Annotated in this window: 20 protein-coding genes; 2 read left to right on the top strand and 18 right to left on the bottom strand. The window is 68.6% G+C overall.

Features of this window, described 5'->3' with window-relative positions:
• Positions 1 to 126: 126 nt before the first annotated feature.
• On the top strand, positions 127 to 1,218 hold the full coding sequence (locus AB0D57_RS29945) for an IS630 family transposase (RefSeq protein WP_362079746.1): 1,092 nt from the start codon (positions 127 to 129) through the stop codon (positions 1,216 to 1,218).
• Here the strand turns inward: AB0D57_RS29945 and AB0D57_RS29940 are convergent.
• The 15 genes from AB0D57_RS29940 to AB0D57_RS29870 all read right to left on the bottom strand — a co-directional run bounded on the left by AB0D57_RS29940 (position 1,215) and on the right by AB0D57_RS29870 (position 15,962).
• On the bottom strand, positions 1,215 to 1,484 hold the full coding sequence (locus AB0D57_RS29940; RefSeq protein ID WP_362079743.1) for a class I SAM-dependent methyltransferase: 270 nt from the start codon (positions 1,482 to 1,484) through the stop codon (positions 1,215 to 1,217). The genes AB0D57_RS29945 and AB0D57_RS29940 overlap by 4 nt on opposite strands.
• A gap of 37 nt (positions 1,485 to 1,521) precedes the next feature.
• Positions 1,522 to 2,922 carry a phosphotransferase gene (locus AB0D57_RS29935; protein WP_362079740.1) on the bottom strand — a complete coding sequence of 467 codons (1,401 nt, stop codon included), beginning with the start codon at positions 2,920 to 2,922 and terminating at the stop codon, positions 1,522 to 1,524.
• Positions 2,919 to 3,779 carry a class I SAM-dependent methyltransferase gene (locus AB0D57_RS29930; RefSeq protein ID WP_362079737.1) on the bottom strand — a complete coding sequence of 287 codons (861 nt, stop codon included), beginning with the start codon at positions 3,777 to 3,779 and terminating at the stop codon, positions 2,919 to 2,921. The genes AB0D57_RS29935 and AB0D57_RS29930 overlap by 4 nt, the downstream gene beginning before the upstream one ends.
• Positions 3,776 to 5,050 carry an NUDIX domain-containing protein gene (locus tag AB0D57_RS29925; RefSeq protein ID WP_362079734.1) on the bottom strand — a complete coding sequence of 425 codons (1,275 nt, stop codon included), beginning with the start codon at positions 5,048 to 5,050 and terminating at the stop codon, positions 3,776 to 3,778. The genes AB0D57_RS29930 and AB0D57_RS29925 overlap by 4 nt, the downstream gene beginning before the upstream one ends.
• Before the next feature lie 47 nt (positions 5,051 to 5,097).
• Positions 5,098 to 6,591 (bottom strand): NUDIX domain-containing protein, encoded by a 1,494-nt coding sequence (locus AB0D57_RS29920; protein ID WP_362079731.1) that lies wholly within the window; start codon positions 6,589 to 6,591, stop codon positions 5,098 to 5,100.
• A gap of 33 nt (positions 6,592 to 6,624) precedes the next feature.
• The gene (locus AB0D57_RS29915; protein ID WP_362079752.1) at positions 6,625 to 7,551 is read right to left on the bottom strand and encodes an NUDIX hydrolase; all 927 of its coding nucleotides are present in this window, start codon (positions 7,549 to 7,551) and stop codon (positions 6,625 to 6,627) included.
• 92 nt (positions 7,552 to 7,643) lie between these two features.
• Positions 7,644 to 9,545, bottom strand: a complete 1,902-nt coding sequence (locus AB0D57_RS29910; protein ID WP_362079728.1) for an ABC transporter ATP-binding protein — start codon at positions 9,543 to 9,545, stop codon at positions 7,644 to 7,646.
• Between the two features lie 377 nt (positions 9,546 to 9,922).
• Entirely contained in the window at positions 9,923 to 10,354 is a 432-nt protein-coding gene (locus AB0D57_RS29905) for a hypothetical protein (protein WP_362079725.1), read from the bottom strand.
• Between the two features lie 199 nt (positions 10,355 to 10,553).
• Positions 10,554 to 11,792: an acyl-CoA dehydrogenase family protein gene (locus tag AB0D57_RS29900; RefSeq protein WP_362079722.1), complete on the bottom strand. Its 1,239-nt coding sequence runs from the start codon at positions 11,790 to 11,792 to the stop codon at positions 10,554 to 10,556.
• Between the two features lie 58 nt (positions 11,793 to 11,850).
• A complete protein-coding gene (locus AB0D57_RS29895; protein WP_362079719.1) occupies positions 11,851 to 12,387 on the bottom strand; it encodes a GAF domain-containing protein in 537 nt (178 codons plus the stop codon).
• Positions 12,384 to 13,013: an ATP/GTP-binding protein gene (locus AB0D57_RS29890; RefSeq protein ID WP_362079716.1), complete on the bottom strand. Its 630-nt coding sequence runs from the start codon at positions 13,011 to 13,013 to the stop codon at positions 12,384 to 12,386. The genes AB0D57_RS29895 and AB0D57_RS29890 overlap by 4 nt, the downstream gene beginning before the upstream one ends.
• Positions 12,994 to 13,359 carry a DUF742 domain-containing protein gene (locus tag AB0D57_RS29885; RefSeq protein WP_362079713.1) on the bottom strand — a complete coding sequence of 122 codons (366 nt, stop codon included), beginning with the start codon at positions 13,357 to 13,359 and terminating at the stop codon, positions 12,994 to 12,996. The genes AB0D57_RS29890 and AB0D57_RS29885 overlap by 20 nt, the downstream gene beginning before the upstream one ends.
• A 1-nt stretch (position 13,360) precedes the next feature.
• The gene (locus AB0D57_RS29880; protein WP_351653200.1) at positions 13,361 to 13,837 is read right to left on the bottom strand and encodes a roadblock/LC7 domain-containing protein; all 477 of its coding nucleotides are present in this window, start codon (positions 13,835 to 13,837) and stop codon (positions 13,361 to 13,363) included.
• 88 nt (positions 13,838 to 13,925) lie between these two features.
• Positions 13,926 to 15,404, bottom strand: coding sequence for an ATP-binding protein (locus tag AB0D57_RS29875; RefSeq protein WP_362079709.1), 1,479 nt, complete (start codon positions 15,402 to 15,404; stop codon positions 13,926 to 13,928).
• A gap of 363 nt (positions 15,405 to 15,767) precedes the next feature.
• On the bottom strand, positions 15,768 to 15,962 hold the full coding sequence (locus tag AB0D57_RS29870) for a hypothetical protein (RefSeq protein WP_362079706.1): 195 nt from the start codon (positions 15,960 to 15,962) through the stop codon (positions 15,768 to 15,770).
• A 414-nt stretch (positions 15,963 to 16,376) separates the two neighbouring features.
• Between AB0D57_RS29870 and AB0D57_RS29865 the strand changes: the two genes are divergently transcribed.
• Positions 16,377 to 16,589 (top strand): hypothetical protein, encoded by a 213-nt coding sequence (locus AB0D57_RS29865; RefSeq protein WP_362079703.1) that lies wholly within the window; start codon positions 16,377 to 16,379, stop codon positions 16,587 to 16,589.
• A 61-nt stretch (positions 16,590 to 16,650) separates the two neighbouring features.
• On the opposite strand, the gene fxlM (AB0D57_RS29860) is transcribed toward AB0D57_RS29865, so the two are convergent.
• The 3 genes from fxlM (AB0D57_RS29860) to fxlM (AB0D57_RS29850) are packed head-to-tail and all read right to left on the bottom strand — an operon-like array spanning position 16,651 to position 21,224.
• Positions 16,651 to 17,991 carry a methyltransferase, FxLD system gene (gene fxlM / locus AB0D57_RS29860; RefSeq protein WP_362079700.1) on the bottom strand — a complete coding sequence of 447 codons (1,341 nt, stop codon included), beginning with the start codon at positions 17,989 to 17,991 and terminating at the stop codon, positions 16,651 to 16,653.
• A gap of 40 nt (positions 17,992 to 18,031) precedes the next feature.
• Positions 18,032 to 19,132: a hypothetical protein gene (locus tag AB0D57_RS29855; RefSeq protein WP_362079697.1), complete on the bottom strand. Its 1,101-nt coding sequence runs from the start codon at positions 19,130 to 19,132 to the stop codon at positions 18,032 to 18,034.
• Between the two features lies 1 nt (position 19,133).
• Complete coding sequence (gene fxlM, locus AB0D57_RS29850; RefSeq protein WP_362079694.1) at positions 19,134 to 21,224, bottom strand: methyltransferase, FxLD system; 2,091 nt, start codon at positions 21,222 to 21,224, stop codon at positions 19,134 to 19,136.
• Position 21,225: the final 1 nt, after the last annotated feature.

Genomic DNA, 21,225 nt, shown 5'->3' with positions numbered 1-21,225 from the left:
TCCGCCTTGCAGCTCGACGCACCAGACCCCGCTCACCTGCGCCGACAAGGCACCACTGCTTCCCTCCGACTTGATCCGCCGGACAGGCCCTAGTGTCCTGAGTCGTAGATTCGTCGTTGGTCTGGCATGAGTCGTCCTGGACCGAAGATCCCGCCGGTGGTGCTGTCTGATGCCGAGCGGGCGATGTTGCAGTCGTGGGTGCGTCGTCGTTCGAGTGCCCAGTCGTTGGCGTTGCGGTCGCGGATCGTGCTGGAGAGCGCGGACGGGCATGCGATCGCGGAGGTAGCCCGGCGGCTGGGCATCACCACGGACACGGTTCGTGTCTGGCGTCGGCGCTTCCTGGAACGTCGGCTGGACGGTCTGTGTGACGAGCCGCGGCCCGGTGTGCCACGAAGGATCACCGACGCCGACGTCGAGCGGGTCATCGTCAAAACGCTGGAAGAGACGCCGAAGGACGCCACTCACTGGTCGACCAGGTCGATGGCCGCGGCGACCGGGATGTCGCAGTCGGCGATCTCACGGATCTGGCGGGCCTTCGCGCTCCAGCCGCACCGGGCCGAGACCTTCAAGCTGTCCAGGGACCCGCTGTTCATCGACAAGGTCCGTGACGTGGTCGGTCTGTATCTCGATCCGCCGGAGCGGGCCCTGGTCCTGTGTGTGGACGAGAAGTCGCAGATCCAGGCCCTGGACCGCTCCCAGCCGGTACTGCCGATGATGCCGGGGGTCCCCGAGCGCCGCAGCCACGACTACGTGCGCGCGGGCACCACCACCCTCTTCGCCGCTCTGGACACCGCAACCGGCAAGGTCATCGGCTCACTCCACCGCCGCCACCGTGCGGTGGAGTTCAGAAAGTTCCTGGCCAAGCTCGACAAGGAGGTGCCGGGCGATCTGGAGGTCCACCTGATCCTGGACAACTACGTCACCCACAAGGTCCCCGCGGTCAAGAAGTGGCTGGCCGCGCATCCGCGCTTCCACCTGCACTTCACCCCGACCGGTTCGTCGTGGCTCAACCTGGTGGAGCGGTGGTTCGCCGAACTCACCACGAAGAAACTCCGCCGTGGCGTCCACCGCTCCGTCCATGCCCTCGAGCGCGACATCCGGGCCTGGCTCGCCGACTGGAACGACCACCCACGACCGTTCGTCTGGACAAAAACCGCCGACGAGATCCTCGACAAGGTCGCCGCCTACTGCCGACGAATCTCCGACTCAGGACACTAGCTGTTCGGGGGTGGCGGGGGGCGGGCGTAGGTCTGTCCGTTGCGGGCGCGAGCGAGGGCGCTCTCCGACCAGTCCACCGCATCGACCGTGTAGCCCATCGACGCGAGGTGCACGGCCAGCTCCCCGTCTCCGCAGCCGATGTCCAGGGCGTGGCCGTCCTCGGTGGGGGCGGGCACGTGCTCGGCCAGCAGCGTCTGCTCGGTCTCCCCGAGCTGCTGGAAGCCCTGCCCTCCGGCGTCCCATTCCTTGTGCTCTGTGTAGGCCAACGGGTGTCTCCTTCATGTGGGTAGGTGGCGGGAGAAGTCAGGAACGGGCGAGCTGGTGGAGGCGGGCCAGGGTGCGGTGTCCGCGCTCGACGAGTTCGGGGTCGTGGTGGGTCATGCCGAACTGGATGCCGGAGAGCGCATCGAGGCCGGCTTCGCAGGCCCACAGTTCCTCCTCGTCCGCGGTGAGGGCGCGGCCGTAGCCGTTCAGGAAGGCTGCCCGCAGGTCGGGGCGGCCGTGCCACTGGTCACTGAGGCGGACCAGGTCCCGCACCGCGGGCGCGTACTCGGCGCGCTCGAAGTCGAACAGTCCGAGCGCGTCGTCGTCGGCGAGCAGCACGTTCCGCGGCTGCAGATCACCCAGGGTCGGGACCTCGACGATGGGAGCGAGCGCCGGGTGCCGGGCTGCGAGGGCGCGCAGCAGTTCCTCGTCCCCGTCGCTCAGGTGCGGACGTGCGACGGCCAGGTGTCGTTCCAACTTCCCGGCGGGTGAGGGCCGGTCGGTGGGGGGCTTGCGGGGCGGGGCACTGTGGTGGAACGCGGCGGCCAGCTCGCCGAGCCCGCGGTGCACGCGCACCTCCCTCGAGCGGTCCAGGACGGCGCCATGCAGGCTGCGGCCCGGCAACGCGGTCACCACGATCACCCGCAGCGACGCCTCGGCGGCCACCAGTCGCGGCGCGTGCGCACCCAATGCGTGCGTCCACGAGCGGTAGGCGTTCACCTCCCGTCCGTGGAAGCGGTCGCTCTGGTGGAGCTTCACATACCAGATGCCCCCAGACCGGCCGCCGGCCCGCCACACGCGGCTGTTCTCGCGGGCCCACGACGCATCCGCCCAGTCGGCGATCCGCCCCACCGCCTGCTCGGCGAAGTCGCGCACCGCCTCCTGTGGCGCCTGCGCGTTGTTGGCAAGGGGCGCGTCGGTGACGATGTGCACCCGGTCGACGGCCGGATCGTAAGCGATCGGATCGCCAGGCTGCTGGAAGTGCACGGCCAAGCGTGCGCCGGTGCGGTAGGCGTCGAGGCCGGCCCGGCAGTAGGCCACCATGGGCTCCGGCAGCGACTCCCACCCGAACCAGTCCAGCGCGTCGCACCGGTGCGGCTCGGTGATCTCCGGCTCGCCCTGCCAGTCCAGGACGATCAGGAACACCCCGGCGCGGGCGCCGCCTGCCGGGGCGCGGTGATGGACGGTGAGCGCCGCACGGACATCCGCCCGGCCGGCCACGACACCGGTCTCCTCCCGTAGTTCCCTCAGTCCGCCGTCGACGACGTCCTCGTGCGGTCCGTCCAGATGCCCCGACGGCAGATGCCACATCCCGGCCGCATACACGGGCCCGGCCCGCCGGGTCAGCAGCACCTGCTGGCCCTCGGGGCTGTCGCGCAGCAGGATCAGGTGCACGTCGACCGGGGTCGTGTACCGCCCTCCGGTGGCCTGCCCGCTCAAGCTGTGCCTCCTGGGCGGCGTGCCAGCAGCACCGTGAAGTCGACCTGCTCGGTCAACTGTCCGCTGTCATCGGCGTGTCCTTCGAGCAGGTTCAGTGCCTCCGCTTCGAACTCGGCGTGCCGCTCGGCGAACAGGTCGGGGCGGGCGAACGAGGTGGTGCGCAGATAGCCGATCACCTGCTGCGGCGTCCAGGCCCGGGGGAAGGTGAAGAGGTGCTGGCTGACGTCGCTGAAGGGGGAGGCGGCGAGGTCGTCCTCGTAACGGCGGTTTGGCTCCGTGTAGGTGCCGCGGCTGCCGGCACGGCGGCCAGGCCCGAGATAGGACTGGATCAAGCCCTTCAACGCGCCTGTCCAGTCGGCTTCGTGGGTCCACAGGCTGCCGTCGCCCATGAGTGCGAGTGTCGCGTGCGGGGCTGCGACCCGGTCGGCCATCGCCAGGACGGTGGGACGGTTCATCCAGTGGAAGGCCCGGCAACAGGTTATCAAGTCGACCCGGTAGTCAGCCCGTTGAGGGTCGAAGCGGTCGGCCGGGACTTCGTGGCAGGACAGGGTGCGGTTCCCCATCAGAGGGTGCAGGATGACGACGGCTTCACGGAGCATGGCCCGGCTCGGGTCGACCAGATCCACGTGAGTGATACGGGGAAGCGCTGGGACGAGAGCCGCGGCAACTTGCCCGGTGCCCGCTCCGAGGTCGAGCAGCGTCACGTCCGGCACGCCCGTCATGGCGTCGGCGAGTAGCCACGCGACCTGCTCGGGCACGCCTGGCCGGAAGCGGGCGTACGCGTCGGCCGCCGCGCCGAACAGCAGGTCCCCGTCATCCGGAGTCGGGGTGGGTAGGTGTTCGGCGGGTGGGTTCACCGCGGGTCCCCTTTCACCGGGCGCTCGTCGCGGAGCGTCCAGCGCAGCTCGTTACGGCCGGATCCGGCGACGGCCCACTGCTTTTCGTCCGCAGAGGGCGGCGTGCGGTGGGCGTATGGGGTGAAGTGCGCGGGGGTGTGGTCGATGGGCAGGTCGGGGCGCCAGGCGGTGAGGATCTGGGCGCTGCACACGAACAGACCGTCGGGCAGTCGGTCCAGAGGGCACCAGGCCCAGTCGCCGACGCTCTCGTCCGGCTGCGTGGCCGGCCGGCCCTGCCAGGCGCTGACGATGGCGCCGACGGTGACCCGCACGACGCCCTCGACGTGGTCGACGAGCGTGCCCAGGAGGGTGACGTCGTCGGTCCGGGCGATCAGACCGGTCTCCTCGGCCAGTTCACGGATCACGGTCTCTTCGAGAGACTCCCCGGCCTCTACGGATCCTCCGGGCAATTCGAGGGTGGCGCGACGGTGACGGCCCAGGAGCACGCCCTGGTCGCTGAGAACGATCGCGCCGACACCGATGGCCGCATGCGGCGCGGGTGGCTGCGTCGTGCGGGGGCGGCTGGAGATGCGCGCGGGCCGGCCGGGGAGGCGGCGGGCCCGGATGAGCTGCTGCACGACGGGGACGTTCTCCTCGGGGTGCCGCAGGAGGTCGATGGACTCGACTCGGAAGCCGTGCTCGGTGAGCAGGTCCTCCCACAGCTGGGGTGCCAGGACCCACATCTGGGTGGGCAGCGGCGGGTCGTCCCTGAGCAGGATCAGCTGCTCACGCGGTGCGACCGTCGTGGAAGGGCCGCGGTCGTGTAGGTCGGTGTGGAGGAGTGAGAGGACCAGCAGTGCGCCGGGGCGCAGGCCGTCGCGCAGAGCGGGCAGAGCGCGGTGCGGGTCGGCGAAGGCCATGGTGCCGATGGCGTACGCGGCGTCGAAGGGTTCGGCGGTGCGGAGGTAGTCGACCACGTCGCCCAGCACGAACTGCACACCGGGAACGCCCGCGTGGGTGCCGAGGGCGCGTTGGTGCTGGGTGGGCGACAGCTCGATCGCAGTCATGTGCGCGCCGTGGGCCTGGGCCAGGTGGACGGCGTGGTGGCCGGCCCCGGAGCCGATATCCAGGACGCGTTGGCCGGTGATGTCACCGAGGATCTCGGCCCCCGGACCGACGCCGTCCCACGGGGTCCAGTTCAGCTGCTGCGGAACGGGCGGCATGAAAGCACGGTTCAGCTGGCGTTGGCCGTAGACGGTCCAGGCATCGGCGTTGAGGTCCTCAACGGACACAGGAACTCCCATAGGTGTGAGGCGGGTTGGCTGCTGGTGTTGTGCGGTCAGGGCCCGGTTACGTGGTATTGCGGGCCTTGGCCGCGGCGCGCACGCTCGATGGCATCCAGGCGGGCGAAGGGCACCTCGCCCATCAGCCGCCGCCACTCGTCGAGATCGTGGATGGCCCACATGTCGTGCTCGGCCGGGTCGAGACGGATCTGGCGCAGTTGCTGGGAGTTGAGCCGGCCGCCGTCGAAGATGAATCCGATCTTGCCCAGTGGCCGGCCGGGTCCGGGGTGGAGGTAGTGCGTCAACAGCAAACGAGGTGTGCCCTGGCCGAGTTCGAGTCCGGTCTCCTCGGTCGCTTCGCGGCGGGCGGTCTCCAGCGGGTCTTCCCCGGCGTCGGTGTTGCCTCCGGGGAACTGCCACAGCCGGTTGCCGTAGACCGAGCGCAGCTGGACGGGCCGATCGTCCTCGTCGCGGACGTACAGGCAGCCGTACGCCGTATGGTGGGGCACCGTCTGCGCATACTCCGCAGGCGTCATGGGCAGGGGGTGGCCGGGCCGCCCGGGACGGTGGTCGAACTCGAACGCCAGGGGGCCAAGTGCCTCCTTGTCCGGCGGGTAGATGCGGCGCAGGTCGGCGAGCTGCTCCGCGGGTGCGGCGTCAGGATTGATGCGTGCCGGATCCTCCGCGTCAAGAAGCTCGTCGAATGAGGCGTACGAAGTGGCCCGCTTCACGATGATGTCGAGTTCCCGACCGCTGCCCTCTTCGTGGAAGACGATCGTGTCCCCGGCTTTGACGTCGGCCTTCTTGGGCGTGCCGACGCGTACCTCTGTCGTCTTGCGTCCCGACTCTACCTGGACGTAGTAGCGCTCCAGCAGGTTGAAGTGGTGCTGCCGTGACGCGGCGGTCGCGGCGGGGCCAGTGCTCCGGGTGTCGGCCGGGGTGTGCTGGGTGCTTTCGGTCGGGTGGCTGCCCTGTGGCGCGGCCTCATAGAGGTGCGGGCCACGCAGGACCACGAAGGCCAGGCCCTCGGCGTCGTGGCGTTCGGCGGTGGACCAGCCGGCCTGTAGCTGGAGCAGTTCTTCCTCGTCGAGCGCGATGCCGCGCCGCTCGGCCGGAGTGTCAGCAGCGAGCGGCGTGATGACCACGAGGGCGCCGCCCAGTCGCAGGCGATGGCCGAGGGCGCGCAGGGTCTGGTCGCGGGTGTTCAGGAACGGGTACACGAACCGGAGGGTGATCAAGTCGTAGCCGTCGGCGTGCAGCGGCGCACAGTCGTCGCCCTCAACGTCGAGACACAGCCACCGGATTGCCTCCCCGTGTCGGGTGGTGGCCTCGGCGAGGGCGGTTTCGGACCAGTCCACGGCGTCAACGGAGTAGCCGAGCGAGGACAGGTGGGCCGCGAGTTCACCGACCCCGCACCCGACGTCGAGGGCCCTGCCCTCAGCTGGTGCCGGCACCAGCGTGGCCAGCAGCGACCTTTCGTCGTTGCTGAGTTGGCGATAGCGGCGGCCGTCGGTGTAGCCGCGGTCCCATTCTCCCTGTGTGGTGAACATGTGCGGGGGACGTCCTTCCCGGAAGCGGTGGACTCAAGGAAGCAGCGCAGAGGGGCCTGGCCGAGGCCGGCGAAAGGGAGGCGGCCCGGCGTTTCCCAGCGCGCGGGGTGGCTGGCGTGAAGCCCAGCCCATCGCGGTGTAGGGCGTGCCGGGGGAGTTGGCCTCCAGAGCGGCTCGGGTGTAGTCCACGGTCGGATCGGGCAGTGCGGTCAGCGGCCACCAGCGCCACTCGGTACAGCGATCCGGTTCGAGGACGGTCGGCTCGCCGTTCCACCGGGACGCGGCGAAGAAAAGCTGGATGCGAGGAATCGGACTGCCAGGGTCGAGCAGGTCGAGGGTGTGCACGAGCGACAAGTCGCCCTCGGCGATGGTGAGTCCGATCTCCTCCTCTGTCTCCCGGATCATGCAGGCCATCGCGGACTCGTTCTGTTCGCGGTGTCCGGCCAGGAAGTGGTGCTCCAGGGGCGCGTAGGCGGAGTCGGGATGCCGCAGCCCGAGCAGGATCTCGCCGTCCCGTTCCAGATACAGGTGGACGCCGATGACCTTCGGGACCGTCTTCGTGCCGGTGTTGCGCATGCGCAGCACTGGCAACTGCCCGGCGGCACCGTCGCCTGTGCGCGGGCCGTCCTGGTGGTGGCGGATGACGGCCGTGGCCTTGGGGTCCATGGTCAGATACGGGATCTGCACGGGATCGGTCCAGCGCAGCATCATGCCCTCGGTGAGGGGTAGCAGCGCGGGGTCGCCGTTCCACGTCCCGGCGTACACCTGGATCCGGCTGATGAGCCGGTCGTCCGCGTGGGTGTTCTCGATGACGGCGAGCGGGACGAGGCCGGGGATGTGCAGCCCGGCCTCTTCCAGCAGTTCGCGGGCGATCGTGTCGTCGAGACTCTCGCCGGGTTCGGGATGGACGCTGGGCAGGGACCACAGTCCGGCGCTGCAGTTCTTGTTGGCGTCCCGCAGGTGCAGCGTGCGGTCACGGAATCCTCCATCTGTACAACGGGCGAGGGGTGTGGCCGCCGCGCCCCGGGGACGGGGCGCGGCAAGTGGTTTGGTCAGCGGTCGGTGGACAGGGCCAGGAGTTCGGCGAACAGGCCGCCGCCGTGAGCGAGTTCGTCGTACGTTCCGTGTTCGGCGATCCGGCCGTGTTCCATCACGATGATCCGGTCGGCGATCTTGGTGTTGACCAGCTGGTGGGTCACTACGATCGTGATCCGGCCTGCCGCGATGGTCTTGATCTCTTCGAGGATGGCGTGCTCGCCGCGGGCGTCCATCTGGCTGGTCGGCTCGTCCAGGATCAGCAGGCTTGATCTGCGGTACAGGGCCCGCGCGCACGCCAGACGCTGCCACTGCCCGCCGGACAGTTCCGTCCCGCCCCACAGCTCCCGGGCCAGCAGCGTATCGAGACCGTCGGGCAGCTCCTCGACAGCCTCGCGTAGCCCGACCTCCTCCAGAGCCCGCCACACCAGGTCATCGCCCAGTTCGCGGGGCTGGCCGAGGGTGACGTTGTCGCGGACGGACAGCGGCCACTGCGCGAAGTTCTGCGGCACCAGCCCGGACAGGTCCCACAGGCTGTCGGGGTCGAGGTCGGCGACGTCGCGTCCGTTCCAGGAGACGCTGCCCTTGTCGGCCAGGAAGATGGCGGCGAGCAGCCGGGTGAGAGTGGACTTCCCGGAGCCGTTCTCGCCGACCACGGCGAGGATCTCGCCGCTGCGCACCGCCAGCGACACCCCTGCCACTGCCGGGGTGTCCTTGCCTGGATACCGGTAGACGACCTCGTCGAGGCGGATCTCCTCCACCGGCCGGCTCGGCGTGAACTCGCCGCGGTTGGGGGCGCGTTCAGCGGCGTAGTCGAGGAAACCGCCCATGTCCGCGAGGTAGAGGGAGGTGTGGAACATGGCTGCGCCGTAGATGACGAGCTGGTTGAGGGCGGCGAGCGCGGTCTGCACGGCGACGACCGCGGTCGCGGCGATCGACGGCTCGATCCGTCCGCTCCCCGCCAGCCAGGCCAGCGCCGCCCAGGTGGCGACGAGGAAGATGCCGCCGATCGACGAACTGACCAGCACGATCCGCAGCATCCGGGGGGCAGCGGCGAGTGTGCGCGCGTCGATCCGCTCGGAGATCGACCGGTACCAGAACACCAGATACGAGGTCATGCCGTTGGCGCGGATCTCGTCGGTGAACTTCACGCTGGTCGCCCAGCCGCGCAGGTTCTGCCGGACGTTGCGGTCGCCCACGTTGGCGTAGTGGGTCTCGTAGTTGACGCGGGCGTGCAGGACGGCGCCCACGCCGGCGGGGACGACGGCGAGCAGCAACAGCGGCAGCAGCAGTGGGTGCAGCACCGACAGCACCCCGCTCGCGCTGACCATACGCACGACGGCGGCGGTGAACCGGGTGGCGTCCTGCACCATCACGTGGCTGCGGACCACCCCCATCTCCGCCGCCTCCTGCCGGTCCGCGCAGCCGTCCTCCGCCCGCGCGGCGGCCTCCATCCGGCACACCGCCGCCACCAGGGCGCAGTCGGACTCGGTCGTCAGCCGCGGGGTGATCCGGCCGTCCGCGTACGAGGACAGCGCGGTCGCCACCCGCCCCACCGCCGACGCGCAGGCGATGACCAGCAGGGCTGGCAGCGCCTGGTGGAGCCGGTCGGCCACCTTGCCGTCGGCCAGGATCCAGTGCATCGCGCGGGAGGTGGCGGTGAGCAGAACGGCGGCACTGACGCCGATGGCCAGCTGGCAGCCCGCCAGCAGCTGCACTGCCCGCCAGTCGATCGCCCACGCCATCCGCGCGGTCTGCGCCAGCACCGACGGAAGCCGTCGGCACATCTTCGCAAACGACGCATCGGTCAGAGGATTCTTGGCGTACCGGCCGCCGTAGCGCAGCTCGGCAGGCGGCGGAGGCGGCAACCGGCGCGGTGCCGCTGCGTCAGGCGCCTGGGATGTGGGCTCGGCGCTCACCGGCCACCTCCCCTCGCCCTGTCCCTAAAACGGAAAGCAAACACAAACGGCCATGGGGCCGTCGGGGATCATTCGGAGCAGCCTGAACTACGGGCAACTGGGCACCTCCAGCACCGACTTGGGAGGATGGTTGATGATGACCGGAACAACGACGCGACGTCCGGCTTCGAACGCACGTGTTTGAGTCGTATCCCCAGCCGCCCAATCTCGCGGCACGCAAGCCACTGGCCGTTGATTCAGGCGGGCCTACCAGACGGTAGCGGTGGCCGAAACGCCGACAACCGATACGGATGCGGCCGATGAGGCGGGTGGGATGACGGCACGTTCGGGACGCGGTCGAGCTCGGAGCGGCTTGATCAGCGCGACCGGGCGGCGGGTTAGGCACCGGTGAACCCGCGTCGGAGGTCTTGGCCTGTGTGGTGTTTGGCGGAGGCTGCCCGCCTGCGTCGAGGCGCGATGCCGTGCGCTCGCTCCAGCCAGCGCAGCAGCTCCTGCAACTGGCTGACCAGCACCAGCAGGTGTTCGTACGCCAGGTCTGCCCGCGGCCGGCAGCTAGCCCGGTGCGCGGCCCGTTCGATCAGCTCGTGGAGTTCGGAACGCTCCCTCTCACCGAGCCGGGCGGCGAGAGCCCGGGCGTGCAGGATCAGGGTGGGGGCGAGCGCCTCCACTGTGGTGAGCGTGTCGGCGACGGCACGTGGGGCGGAGACGATGCCCCGGTTTGCGATGCTGTCCAGCTCCCGCCGCGCATCAATCAACGAAGCGGACACATCCGTGTCTGCCGTACGCGTAGCGGGAGTTGTGCTTGTCATGGAGGTGCTCCGTGTCGGTTTGGTAGGGGGTAGGGGACGGAAGGCCGTTGCGAGTGACCTTTTCCACGGCCTGCCGCGCTGTCTGCAGGCCCCGCACGACGCGTGAGGCTTGGACCGGGTGGCAGGGTCGTGGAGGTAGGCCGTCGGGGCCTTTCTCGGCGGGTTGTCGTGCTTCAGGGCGGGGAGTGGGCGCCTGGGGCTAGGTGGCTGTGCTGGTGGGGAGGAAGAGCGAGGTTTTGGCGGCGAGTCGTTCGGACCACTGGATGGGAGGGGCGCCGAGCTCGGTTTCGGCCAGGCGTTGGCGCTGTACCTCACCGGTTCCGGCGGGCGAGTAGGTGTGCTGGACGTCCCGCCACAGCCGCTGGAGGGGGTAGTCCGTTCGCAGGGCGTGGGCGCCGTGCAGTTCCATGGCGTCCTGGCCGGATTCGGCGGCCCACTTGTGGTTGAGGTACTTGGAGTTGATGAGCTTGTCGTCGCAGCTCTGGCCGTGGTCGAGCATGTGCACGGCCCGATGGGCGAGCTCGCGGCAAGCCATCAGCCGGGACTTCATGGCGCCGACCCGGTCGCGGAGGACGGCAAGGTCGGCGAGGGTGCCGTTGTAGCGGCGGCGTCCTTCAAGGAAGCTGGCGGTGCATTCCATGATCGCTTCGTGGATGCCGAGGGACACCGCGGCGAGGTTGGGCCGGCCGTAGAGGATGCTGCTGCTGTAGGCGATGTCCTTGCCGTCGCCTACGTTGCCGATCACGTTGGCCTCGGGTATTCGTACTCCGTCGAAGGTGAGCCGGCCGAAGCTGAAGCCGTGCAGGCCGAGGGCGGGTCTGTGGGGTTCGACGGTAAGTCCCTTGCGGTCGTGTTCGACGAGGAAGGCGGTCAGGGCGCGGGAGCCGGCGGTGTCGGCGGAGGCGGTGCGGGCGACGACGCAGTGGACGTGGGCGATGTGGCTGTTGCCGATGTGGACCTTGCTGCCGTCGATGATCCAGTCGTTGCCGTCGCTGCGGGCGGTGGTCTCCATGCCGAGCACGTGGCTGCCGGTCTCTTCTTCGGTCACCGCGATCGACAGCAGCGTGTCGCCGGAGGCGACCTGGGGCAGCAGCAGGGCCTTCTGCTCGTCGCTTCCGAAGTGGATGATCATCGATACGGGCAGCTGGCTCGCCTGCAGAATGGCGCCGGCCGCGCCCGAGGACCGCGCCATGCTCTGGACCATGAGGGTCTTGGCGAGATGCCCCGCGTGCATGCCGCCGTACTCCCGGGAGATCGTGGCGCCGAACCATCCCTGCTCGGCCATGAGCAGGGCCAGGTCGCGTTCCACGGCGTGAGGGGAGGACTCCATGCGCTGGACTCGAGGGGTGACTTCCGCGGCGGCGAACTCGTCGAAGTGCCGGATCAGAGCTTCGTAGTCGGGCGTGAGATCCGGAGTCGTGGACGACGTCGTGGGCATCGTTGTCTCCCCCTCGGGGTGGTGGTCGCGGGTGGTGCGGCCGGGCGCGCGGGTGCTGCTACGAGCTGGTACGCCGGTAGAACTCGGTCATGAAGAGGTCGCGATAGTGGTCGATGAGCGTCCACAGCGGGCGACCTTCCGAGCGGTCACGCGGCTCGGTGCCGACCACGCAGACCGTGCCCCAGACATGGTTCGTGCGTTCGTCGATGAGAGGGGCTCCTCCATACACGCGGACCCCGATCTCGTCGACGACCGGGTTGCCGGCGAAGTCGTCGAAGTCGAGAACGTCGGTCAGTACCAGCGAGCCTCGGCGCTGGACGACGTGCGGGCAGAAGCCGTGGGTCAGCGGCATGGTCCGGCCCACTACGGGCAGTTCGCCTCCGGTGGGGTTGGCGAGACCGAGGAAGAACTGCTGACTGCCAACCCAGTTGAGCATGGCGTACGGGGTGCCGGCCGCGTTGGCGACCTGCTGGGCGAATGCGTCGAACGCGCCCACAGGCGGAGCCGTGGGGTCGAAGAATTCGGGCAGGTGGCTCTGCCAGTCGACGTCGTGGCCGGTGGTGGACAGGAGATCGGACGGAGCGTGGGGGTTCACAGCGGTGCTCCTTGAAGAATGTTGGCAGGGGCATGTGAGCGGGTGAGCGCGTGGTCGATGAGACGGCCGAGTACGCCGGCCGCATCCGCCCTCTTGCGGGCATCGCACAGCACAACCGGAACCGTGGCCGGCAGGGCGAGAGCTGACGAGACTTCGTCGGGGTCGTAGCGGCTGGCCTCGTCGAACTCGTTCACGGCGACCAGGAAGGGCAGACCGAGCCGCTCGAAGTAGTCGACCGCGGGAAAGCTTTCGTCGAGGCGGCGGGTGTCGACGAGGACAACCGCGGCGAGGGCTCCTCGGGTGAGCTCGTCCCACATGAACCAGAACCGGGTCTGCCCTGGCGTGCCGAACAGCATCAGGACGGTGTTCAGCTGCGGGAACGTGATCCGGCCGAAGTCCATGCCGACAGTGGTCGCCCTTTTGTCGAACAGCAGCGTGAGATCGTCCACGCCCTCGGAGGCCGCGGTGATCACGGCCTCGGTACGCAGCGGGGTGATCTCGGAGACGGCGCCCACAAACGTGGTTTTGCCGACCCCGAACCCGCCAGCGACAACGATCTTGACGGAGGTGGGCTTCGCGCCGCTGAGCCGGCGTGGCAGCCCGAGGTCAGAGCTTGAGGAGTCCATTGCGAAGGGCCTTCAGGAGAGCAACGTCGGGAAGGTCAGTGGAGCCCGTGGCGGTTACGGCGCTCAGCGCACCGATGTCGATCAGCCGGGACATGAGGATCCTGGTGATCTGGAAGGGCAACCCGATCAGGGCGCCGATCTCAGCGACGGCCAGGGGCTGCTCCTGGCACAACGCCATGGCCTGGTCGGCTTCCGGCGGCTGGCCGGAGGGCGGTTCTCCCTCGGCCCACAGCAGCGTCTCGATCTGTAAGTCGTGCGTGGGCTTGGTCTGGCCGCCGGTCAGGACGTAGAGGCTGGGGGCCTCGGTGTCCTCGACGGTCCAGGCCGGGCCGCTTGCGGCCGCCATCTCACTGGCCGTCACCGGAAGAGACCCCGCCCACGCGTGCCGGTGTGGCCAGCAGCTCGCCCATCCGCTTGATCAGGTTGACCATCGCGAAACCGACGGCTCCCTCGTCCGCACGGGTGTTGGTCAGCACGCCCAACACGCTTTCGACCTTGTCCGGGTCGCGTCCCGCGTTCCGCGCCACCACGGCCGGCGGGCTCCCGGCGCTCATGATGAACAGCAGGAAGCTGGTCTTCCTGATAAGGACCTGCTCGACACGGCCCTCGCCGTCGTCGACGCCGTGAGCGATCGAGTACAGGCCGTTGATCACTGCGGCCAGGCGGTCCGCCAGTTTGCCGTCCATGCTCGGTCCCGCATGAGCCAGTCGCAGGCCGTCCTGCGAGCCGAGCAGGACTCCGGTCACGTCGGGCAGCTGGGCCAAGTCGTTGAGGAGCTCGTCCACAACCACTTCCGGCTGGACTGTCGTGGAGTCGGTGGTCATCGCAATTCTCCGTATCTCCGTACGCTGTACGGACTGGTGCTCAGGCGCGAAGCCAGGCACGAAGGATGTGTGGGGCGCGCTGCGGGGGCTAGCTCGCGCTCCCCTCGGGCGGTTGCGCCTCGCTGTCTGCCTCGCCTTGCTCCGCGCGATGCACGCCCTGGGCGAACTTGCTGACGAAGGCCGGATCCGGCGGCGCGAGCGAGACGGGGGCGGCCTCTGGCTCTGCAGGGGCCGCACGCTCATGGACCGTTGCCTGTGGTGTCCGCTGCGGCAACCGGGGGCGATTGTCGGGTGTTGCTCCCGGCGGAGGCGTTGCCATGGTCGCCGCCGAAGCGACGGGTTGCTGAACTGGGGCGCGCTGCGCGTCACGGTATGGCAATGGCGCCATCCGCGCCGGGGCCGGCGGACTGGGCCTGGGACCGCCAGTCGGCCGGGGGCCGGGGCGCCCCGCGAGTTGCGCCGCCGTGCCCGGTATGGCGGCAACGTATGCGTGAGCCTGTGACGGTGCCGCCGGCTCGTTCTGCCAGAGCAGGAGTTTGTCCGGTACCACCACGAGCGCCGTGGTGCCGTGCATGAGATTTTTCTGCAGTTGCACTTGGATGCCGTACCGGCGGGCGAGTTTGGCCACCACGAGCAAGCCGGTCTGGCGCTGGGCTAGTTGCTCAGCCAGGTGCGTGTCCTGGGGATCGGCCAACATCCGGTTGCAGCGATCGAGTTCGCCCTGGGCCATACCTATGCCCCGGTCCTCGATCTCCACGGCCAGACCCGCGGTGACCCTCGTCGCACGCACGGCGACCTTGCTGTCCGGCGGCGAGCAGAGAGTGGCGTTCTCCTCCAACTCGGCCAGCAGGTGGATCAGATCGGGACCGGCGAAGCCTGGTATCTGCACATCCAGGGTGGATGCGTGCATGCGGACCCGGGCGTACTTCTCGATTTCCCCCGACGCGCCGCGCAGCAGGTCCACCAGCCCGATCGGCTGGTTCAGCGTGCGTGCCTTCACACCACCCAGAACCGCCAGCCGTCCAGCCGACCGCCGCATGCGCTTGAGCAGATTGTTGACGTCGAACACGCGATACAGCACGTCCGGGTCCTGGACCTGCTTGGTCAGCTCCGTCACGATGCCGAGCGCGCGTACGAGCAGCAGGGTCAAGCCCCCGGCGAGATAGACGAGCGCTTGTGTCAGTTCGGCCTGCCGGCCGTTCACCACCGCCCGCCAGGCTTCTGCGTGAAGCTGGGCCAGGGCGGCTTCGGCTTCGTTCCACGGGTTGCCGTCGGAGTTCGCCTGTGCCGCGCTGAAAACGGGAGCGGAGGGCCGCTCGCCCCGGTCGAGCTGCTCCAGGGCGCCGCTGATGTTCTTGCGTCCCTCGTCCACACCGGATTTGAAGTGCTGCAGCCAGCCATGCACTGAATCGCTGTACTCGCTGCGCTGCCGGTGTAGCTCAGCCGCAGTGCGAACTGCCAGCCAGTCTGCGGTGATCAGCACGGTCAGACCAGCCGCTGCTACCGCCGCCACTATGGGCCAGTCATCCACATGGAGGCGGGCCACTGTGCCGACGGCAGCCGCCATGCACAAGATCGCTGAGGTCAAGAGGGTGGGCATGAGCACCAGAAACCGCAGCCGCAGGCGCAACCCCTTCTCGGTGCGTAGCGGCTCGGCACCGTGCGCGCGCCGTCGCTGGCCACGTCGGCGACCACTTGGACGCGGGCATGACAGATCAGACATTGGTGGCCTCGCGGAACGTGGTCCGGACACGGGGGACGGGATGGCGGGCGGGGATCGGAGGAGCAGTGCACCGGCGCAGGGCGCGGGAACAGCGGCGACCATGCCGGGACTCGGGTGGGAGTGACCGCCGGGGCACGCGTACCAGACCGCAGCCGACGGGGGAGGCGGCGTACGGTCCGGGTCCACGGGGGTGCCCCGGCGGCCGGTCTATATACGGATCCCGCTGATCGTCTCGGCCACGCTCTCCATGACGCGGCTGATGGACGGAGCGAGGGAGCTGTCGTGGAGATAGAAGCCGAGGAGTACGGCCGCCACTGCGTGGCCGGCCTTGAGGCCGCCTTTGCGGATCAGCAGCCACCCCACCACGGCCAGCACAAGGATCAAGGAGACAGTGATGCTCACGGAAGTGGGTCTCTGCTGAGGGTGTGTTCCCGAGGAGCCCCGCGAGGCCAATCGGCTTAGCGGCGATGACCGGCGAGGGTACGGGAGTTGAGGCGGCTGCGCAGCTGGTGGCCGCGATGGCCCAGGTGCGGCCGAGACGGGCCGTTTTGCCGGCTGAGGCGGGAAACAGGGCGGGCACGGTGTCCTCCGGGTGCGCAGACTTGTCGTCTTGCGTCTTGTCCGCGACGCCCGGGTGACCGTTTCCGGCCTTCGTTGATTTTACAGGTAAACCAGGGAGGTAATCGATGGTCTCAGATCAAAAGCCTGTGAAAAATCCATGATGGACGCGGGTGATGGCACCCAGAGCCGGAAATACCACTGCGCTGCGAACTCGATGGCGTTGGTCAACCGGGCGGAAATTCACGCCTTGCCGTGATGGCATCGGAATCCGCTGCCGGCAAGTTCTTCGTGACCTGGTGCTGCCGCCAGTTCGGCACGGCATTCAGGTCGGGCATCCCGGCGTTGGAGGCATTTAGCGCGGCGCAGTTGAGGACCCCGCAGGCGCGGGCCCAACAGATCGTGGTCGCTCACGCCGGCGGGCTCGACGGCCAGCTTGGGGAGCCAAGGCATGTGTTTATCCAGCGGTGATGCAGGTGCCTTGGCGCGGTGGACCATCGGGACGTTGCGGGCTATTGCGGGCGTCATCGGATCAATTCCTGCGCGGCCAGTCGACGATGAGTCGGCTATTGGGCTTGTCGATTACGAAGCGCGGTTCGGATGACGTCAGTTGGTCGCGGGCGTCGCCGACGGCCATGCGGAAGCCGGGTTCAGGTGCGTTGTTGCCCCAGCGTTGGTCCCACTCGTTGATCTCAGAGGCAACCTGGTCGGCAAGCTCGGCGGCGCGCGGGCCGTGGCCGATAACGCCGATCTGCCAGAACGTGCCGTGCTCGTCCTCGCCTTCCTGCTTCGTGAGGTAGGCCAAGGAGTCATTGTCGAGGGCGGCCATAGAGCCCCAGCCGAAGTTCGGGATGAGGCTGGAGCGGGACCCCGGCATCCGGGACAGGCCGTTCGGCAGCACGTATGCCAGATACAGGTAGAGCCACTGGTAGGAGTCGCCCTTGCGGAACTTCACGTTGGTGTAGATCTCGGCCGGGGGCTGGTCCAGGACGGTGCGGATCGCCTCGCGGTCGACGTTCTGCTCGCTGTAGGTCTCCAAGCGCACGTCGCCTTCACCTGCCATGTCGACCATGGTTCGGACGTCGTCGCAGACGCCCTTGCGCAGGGGGACGAACGTCATCATCTCGGTTGAGGCCGTCCGCCAGGTCTGGCCGTCGCGTTCAAACGCGAAGCTGCGGGAGATGCTGCCGCGAATCCGCATCGGGATGACGAGGCGCCCACCGGGGGCGAGCTGGTCGAGAATCCGCACAGGGATGTCCCCGGCGCCGACCGTGAACTGGATGCGTTCGAAGGGCGCATGCTCGGGCAGACCGGCGGCGCCGTCGCACAGTGCGACGGTGACGTTTGCGGCCCCGGCCTGAGCGAGGTTCTTCCGCGCGCCGTCGACGAGGTCCTGGTCGACATCCACGGTCCACACATGGCCTTCGAGAGCCACGAGTTCTGACAGCAGCCGGGCGTTGTAGCCGGTGCCGGCCCCGGCTTCGAGGATCTTGTGGCCGGGCTGGGCGCCCAGTTGTTCGAGCTGGGCGGCGACGATGGAGGGTGCGGAGATACAGGAAAGCATCGCGCCCGTCGCGTCGTGCTTGATCGCCACGGCGTCGTCGACGCAGGCGCTCTGAAGGTCGACACCGGGGAGGAACCGATGGCGATCGGTACCCCGGAATGCGGCGATAACTTCCGGGGTGCGTAGGTGGCCGCTGTCGACGAGGCGGCTCACGAGCTCGTCGCGCCATACGGCGGGATCGGTGACGGGCGTCAAGGGTGGTCTCCATTCGAGCGAGGTCATGGGCTGGAACGTCTTCCGATCAGCGATTGCGACAAAGTCCCTGCGTACGTCGATCGACGCCACAAGAAACCCGTGGTCGACCAGCACGTCCTCCTGCAGGTGCGGCGTAAGATCCATTCAATCGAGGCTAGGAAGAGTGCTGGCCAACGAGGTGTTGCATAGCTGCCGTCGTGCTCACCTCCACGGCATCGAGGAGATCCCGTTCCAGCTTGTGCGGCATTGCGCCGCATCCCAGCCCAGCGGAGGCGACCGCCTCGGTCAGCCTGCGTTGTTCTCTTGCGGTCATCTCTCTGGAACAAGCGGCGTGCGAGAGGACGTCTCGCGCGACGTACCCGTCTCCGAAACGCACCGCGTCGTTCAAGAGGCGACGGGCGACCTCGGCCTGGCTGGAATGCGGGGAGAGGTCGAGGACGGTCAGCCCAACGCGTGTGCGGAAGACGGCTAGTTCGGACCCGGCGTCGAGGCTCAGGCACTCCGCTGTCATCTTCTCGCCCGCGCCTTCCGACGCCCCTCCGCCGACCATGAGGCAGAGCACCGTAAGACACGCCGCAACGGGGTGTTCCCAGGCTTCGGTTAGCGTGCTCTCGTCGATGATCCGTCGTGCCGAGGCGGGGTCTCCACCGAGGCAGCGCGTCACGATTTCCACCTGGCGGCCGTCGAAGAGGCGACGGCCAATTCCTTTGTGCTGCACAGCATGCGCCCGTGCGCGGTCCCATTGATTGGCTGCGACGAGCGCACGCGTTCCATCGCCCAGCAGCACCGTCCACAGCCACTGGCACACGGCCCGGTGATCCTCTGCTGTGGCCGTGAGATTCCGGAACGATACAGGGTGATCCTCAAAGATCAGATCAGTCTTGCTCCTTACCGCTCGGTTCAGGGTGTCGAGCAGTCGGTAGGCACGTTCCCCTTCACCGTCTCGGATGTGCAGACGGGCAAGGTTCACAAGGGGTTCCAGGGCATACCGGGCTTCCTGCGCGCCCAACGGCAGGGCGCGCAGGTAGATCTCGGCGTGGCGCCAGCACAGTCTGCGTGCCAGGCTCGGAAGACCGCAGTCACTGGCGATCAGGGCCGACTTGTTCATCGCTGTGGCCGCCTGGCTGAGACCGCCTTCTTGGTGAGCGGTCTCAGCCAGGGTGCTGATCTCCTTGACGCGCTCGGAGAGCGGCGGGCACGCGGGGCGCGGACGAGCGACCAGCGGGAACCGCTGTGCTACCCGGTTGGCGTCCATCTCACTGCCACTCGATGATCAGGCCGTTGAGCGCGTTGTCGAGCGCGAAGCGACCAGGCTTCGGTGCGAGTGCAGCGGTGCCGACCGGTTGGATCTCGAACCGCACCAGGCGGCTGCGGTAGTCGCGGTCCCAGGCGCGGATCTGCTCGGCGACCTGGCTGGCGAGGGTCTGCGCCTCGGGCCCGTGGCCGATGACACCGAACTCGTACAGCGTGGCGCCGTCCGGGGCTTTCTCGGCGGCCGTACGGCGGGTGAGGTACGTCAGCGTGCCACCTTCAAACACGGCGGTGGAGCTTGCGTATGGGGCGGTGACCACACCCCGGTCGATGGCCTCTCGGGTTGCGGGCATCCGGCTGAGGCCGTTCGGCATTGTGCAGGTCAGCCACAGCTCCAGCCACTCGGCCGACTCCGGCCCCCGGAAGTTCACGCCGGTCCATGCCTCGGTGCGGGTCTGACCCAGTACGCCGGCCAAGGCGTCGGCGTCGACAACCTGGTCGCCGTTGGTCACGAGGGTCACAGAGCCGTCTTCCGTGAGCTGCACGAAGCGGCGCGGGTCGTCCGCGATGCCGCGTCGGAGCGGCATGAAGGTGTTCATCTCGGAGCCGACGCTGCGCCAGGCGCCGTCCTCGGCCCGCTCGAAGGCGATCGAACGCGAGACGCTGCCGCGAAGGCGAAGCGGGGTGAGGAGTCGTCCGCCGGGGGCGAGTTGGTCGAGCCAGGAGTGCGGGACGCCGTGGGCGCCGACCGTAGCGACAATTCGATCGTAGGGAGCGCTCGGCGCGTAACCGAGTGCGCCGTCGCCGAGGATGACCTCGACGTTGTTGATGCCCGCAGCAACGAGTCCTGCGCGGGCGCCTTCGACCAGGTCATCGTCCACATCGACGGTGGTGACGTGGCCCTTCTCGCCGACCAGGTAGCCGAGGAGTCCCGCGTTGAAGCCGGTGCCGGCGCCCAGTTCCAGCACCCTGTGCCCCGGCTCCGCCTCCAGCTGTTCGAGCATGATCGCCACGATGTCCGGCTGGGAGGCGCAGCTGATGGATGTGCCGCTGTCGTCGGACTTGATGTTGACGGGCGCGTTGTTGTACGCCGCCTCCAGTGGGGCGTCGGGGACGAAGAGGTGGCGGGGTACCGTCCGCATTGCCTCCTCTACGCGGGGCGTGCGAACCGAGCCCTCTGTGACCAACCGGTCGATGAGCTGAGTACGCAGGTGGTCGGCGGCGCTGGCTTCAATGGTGTCACTGTTCACGTCGCTGACCGTAGTGCTCGGTGACGTGGTGCTGTGGGTGGACGCGGCGCTGTCGCTCGTTCCCATGACTACCTCTTTCGCGAGTGTTGACAAGGTGTGCTGTTCCTCCCGGAGGAGGCCCAGTCGGTTGCAGTGGAAGATGGCGTGGTGGGCGAGTACGGCCCGCAGGCCGCGTTGGAGCTCCCCACCGTGGTGGAGGTCGGCGAGTCGGCGGCCGAGGGCGTCGAACGCGTTGATCCAGTCGGTCAGCGTCTCCAGTCGGCCGTCGCGGGCGAGGCTGCTGGACGGGCCGACATCGACGGTCATGAGTCGCTGCACGGCGGCCCTCACCCGGTCGGATGCTGTTGTGCCGCCGGCTCGCTCAGCCGCGACCTTCGCCCACACGTCGCCCTGTTCGTACCAGTCGAGGCCAGCAGCGCGCATCGCCACGCTGAGCATCAAGACGGCCAGCTCCCGTCGGCCGAGTGGGTCGGGCGTTCCAGACTGCTGGCGGGCGAGGTGTTCGAGGATGTGGCGGCTGTCCTCGTGGAAGTGGAGGTGCGCGGCGGCCATGGCGGCCGGACCTCCGAAGACTGTTTCCTCCGGCTCGTAGATCTGCGGCTTCCAGGAGGCGAGGACGCCGGCCGAGACCAGCTCATCCAGCGCGAGGTCCACGCGCTTGACCGCGGCCGGACCAGCGGGGCGGTATCGAAGCCGCCAGGTGGGGAACTTCCGCAGGAACGACCAGAGGGCCAGCTCGGCGTTGTTGGCGGCCAGCAGGGGCAGCAGGCGCTGTGCGGCCGTTGTCTCCGCTTGGTCCCATGCCGTGAAGGTCAGGACGCGCTGCGGCCATTCTTCCGGAGCCATG

The sequence above is a fragment of the Streptomyces sp. NPDC048275 genome (genome assembly GCF_040652275.1).
Lineage (GTDB): Bacteria > Actinomycetota > Actinomycetes > Streptomycetales > Streptomycetaceae > Streptomyces.
The sequence above is the reverse complement of the archived record's forward strand: the minus strand, read 5'-3'. Positions and strand labels throughout refer to the sequence as shown.

Excerpts from the sequence above, each read along its gene's own strand:
- AB0D57_RS29900 (WP_362079722.1), bottom strand. The coding sequence starts at position 11,792 with ATGCCCACGACGTCGTCCACGACTCCGGATCTCACGCCCGACTACGAA.
- AB0D57_RS29920 (WP_362079731.1), bottom strand. The coding sequence starts at position 6,591 with ATGTTCACCACACAGGGAGAATGGGACCGCGGCTACACCGACGGCCGC.
- AB0D57_RS29890 (WP_362079716.1), bottom strand. The coding sequence starts at position 13,013 with ATGGACTCCTCAAGCTCTGACCTCGGGCTGCCACGCCGGCTCAGCGGC.
- AB0D57_RS29945 (WP_362079746.1), top strand. The coding sequence starts at position 127 with ATGAGTCGTCCTGGACCGAAGATCCCGCCGGTGGTGCTGTCTGATGCC.
- AB0D57_RS29865 (WP_362079703.1), top strand. The coding sequence starts at position 16,377 with ATGGCATCGGAATCCGCTGCCGGCAAGTTCTTCGTGACCTGGTGCTGC.
- AB0D57_RS29880 (WP_351653200.1), bottom strand. The coding sequence starts at position 13,837 with ATGACCACCGACTCCACGACAGTCCAGCCGGAAGTGGTTGTGGACGAG.
- AB0D57_RS29875 (WP_362079709.1), bottom strand. The coding sequence starts at position 15,404 with ATGGCGGCTGCCGTCGGCACAGTGGCCCGCCTCCATGTGGATGACTGG.
- AB0D57_RS29905 (WP_362079725.1), bottom strand. The coding sequence starts at position 10,354 with ATGACAAGCACAACTCCCGCTACGCGTACGGCAGACACGGATGTGTCC.
- AB0D57_RS29855 (WP_362079697.1), bottom strand. The coding sequence starts at position 19,132 with ATGGACGCCAACCGGGTAGCACAGCGGTTCCCGCTGGTCGCTCGTCCG.
- AB0D57_RS29885 (WP_362079713.1), bottom strand. The coding sequence starts at position 13,359 with ATGGCGGCCGCAAGCGGCCCGGCCTGGACCGTCGAGGACACCGAGGCC.
- fxlM (WP_362079694.1), bottom strand. The coding sequence starts at position 21,224 with ATGGCTCCGGAAGAATGGCCGCAGCGCGTCCTGACCTTCACGGCATGG.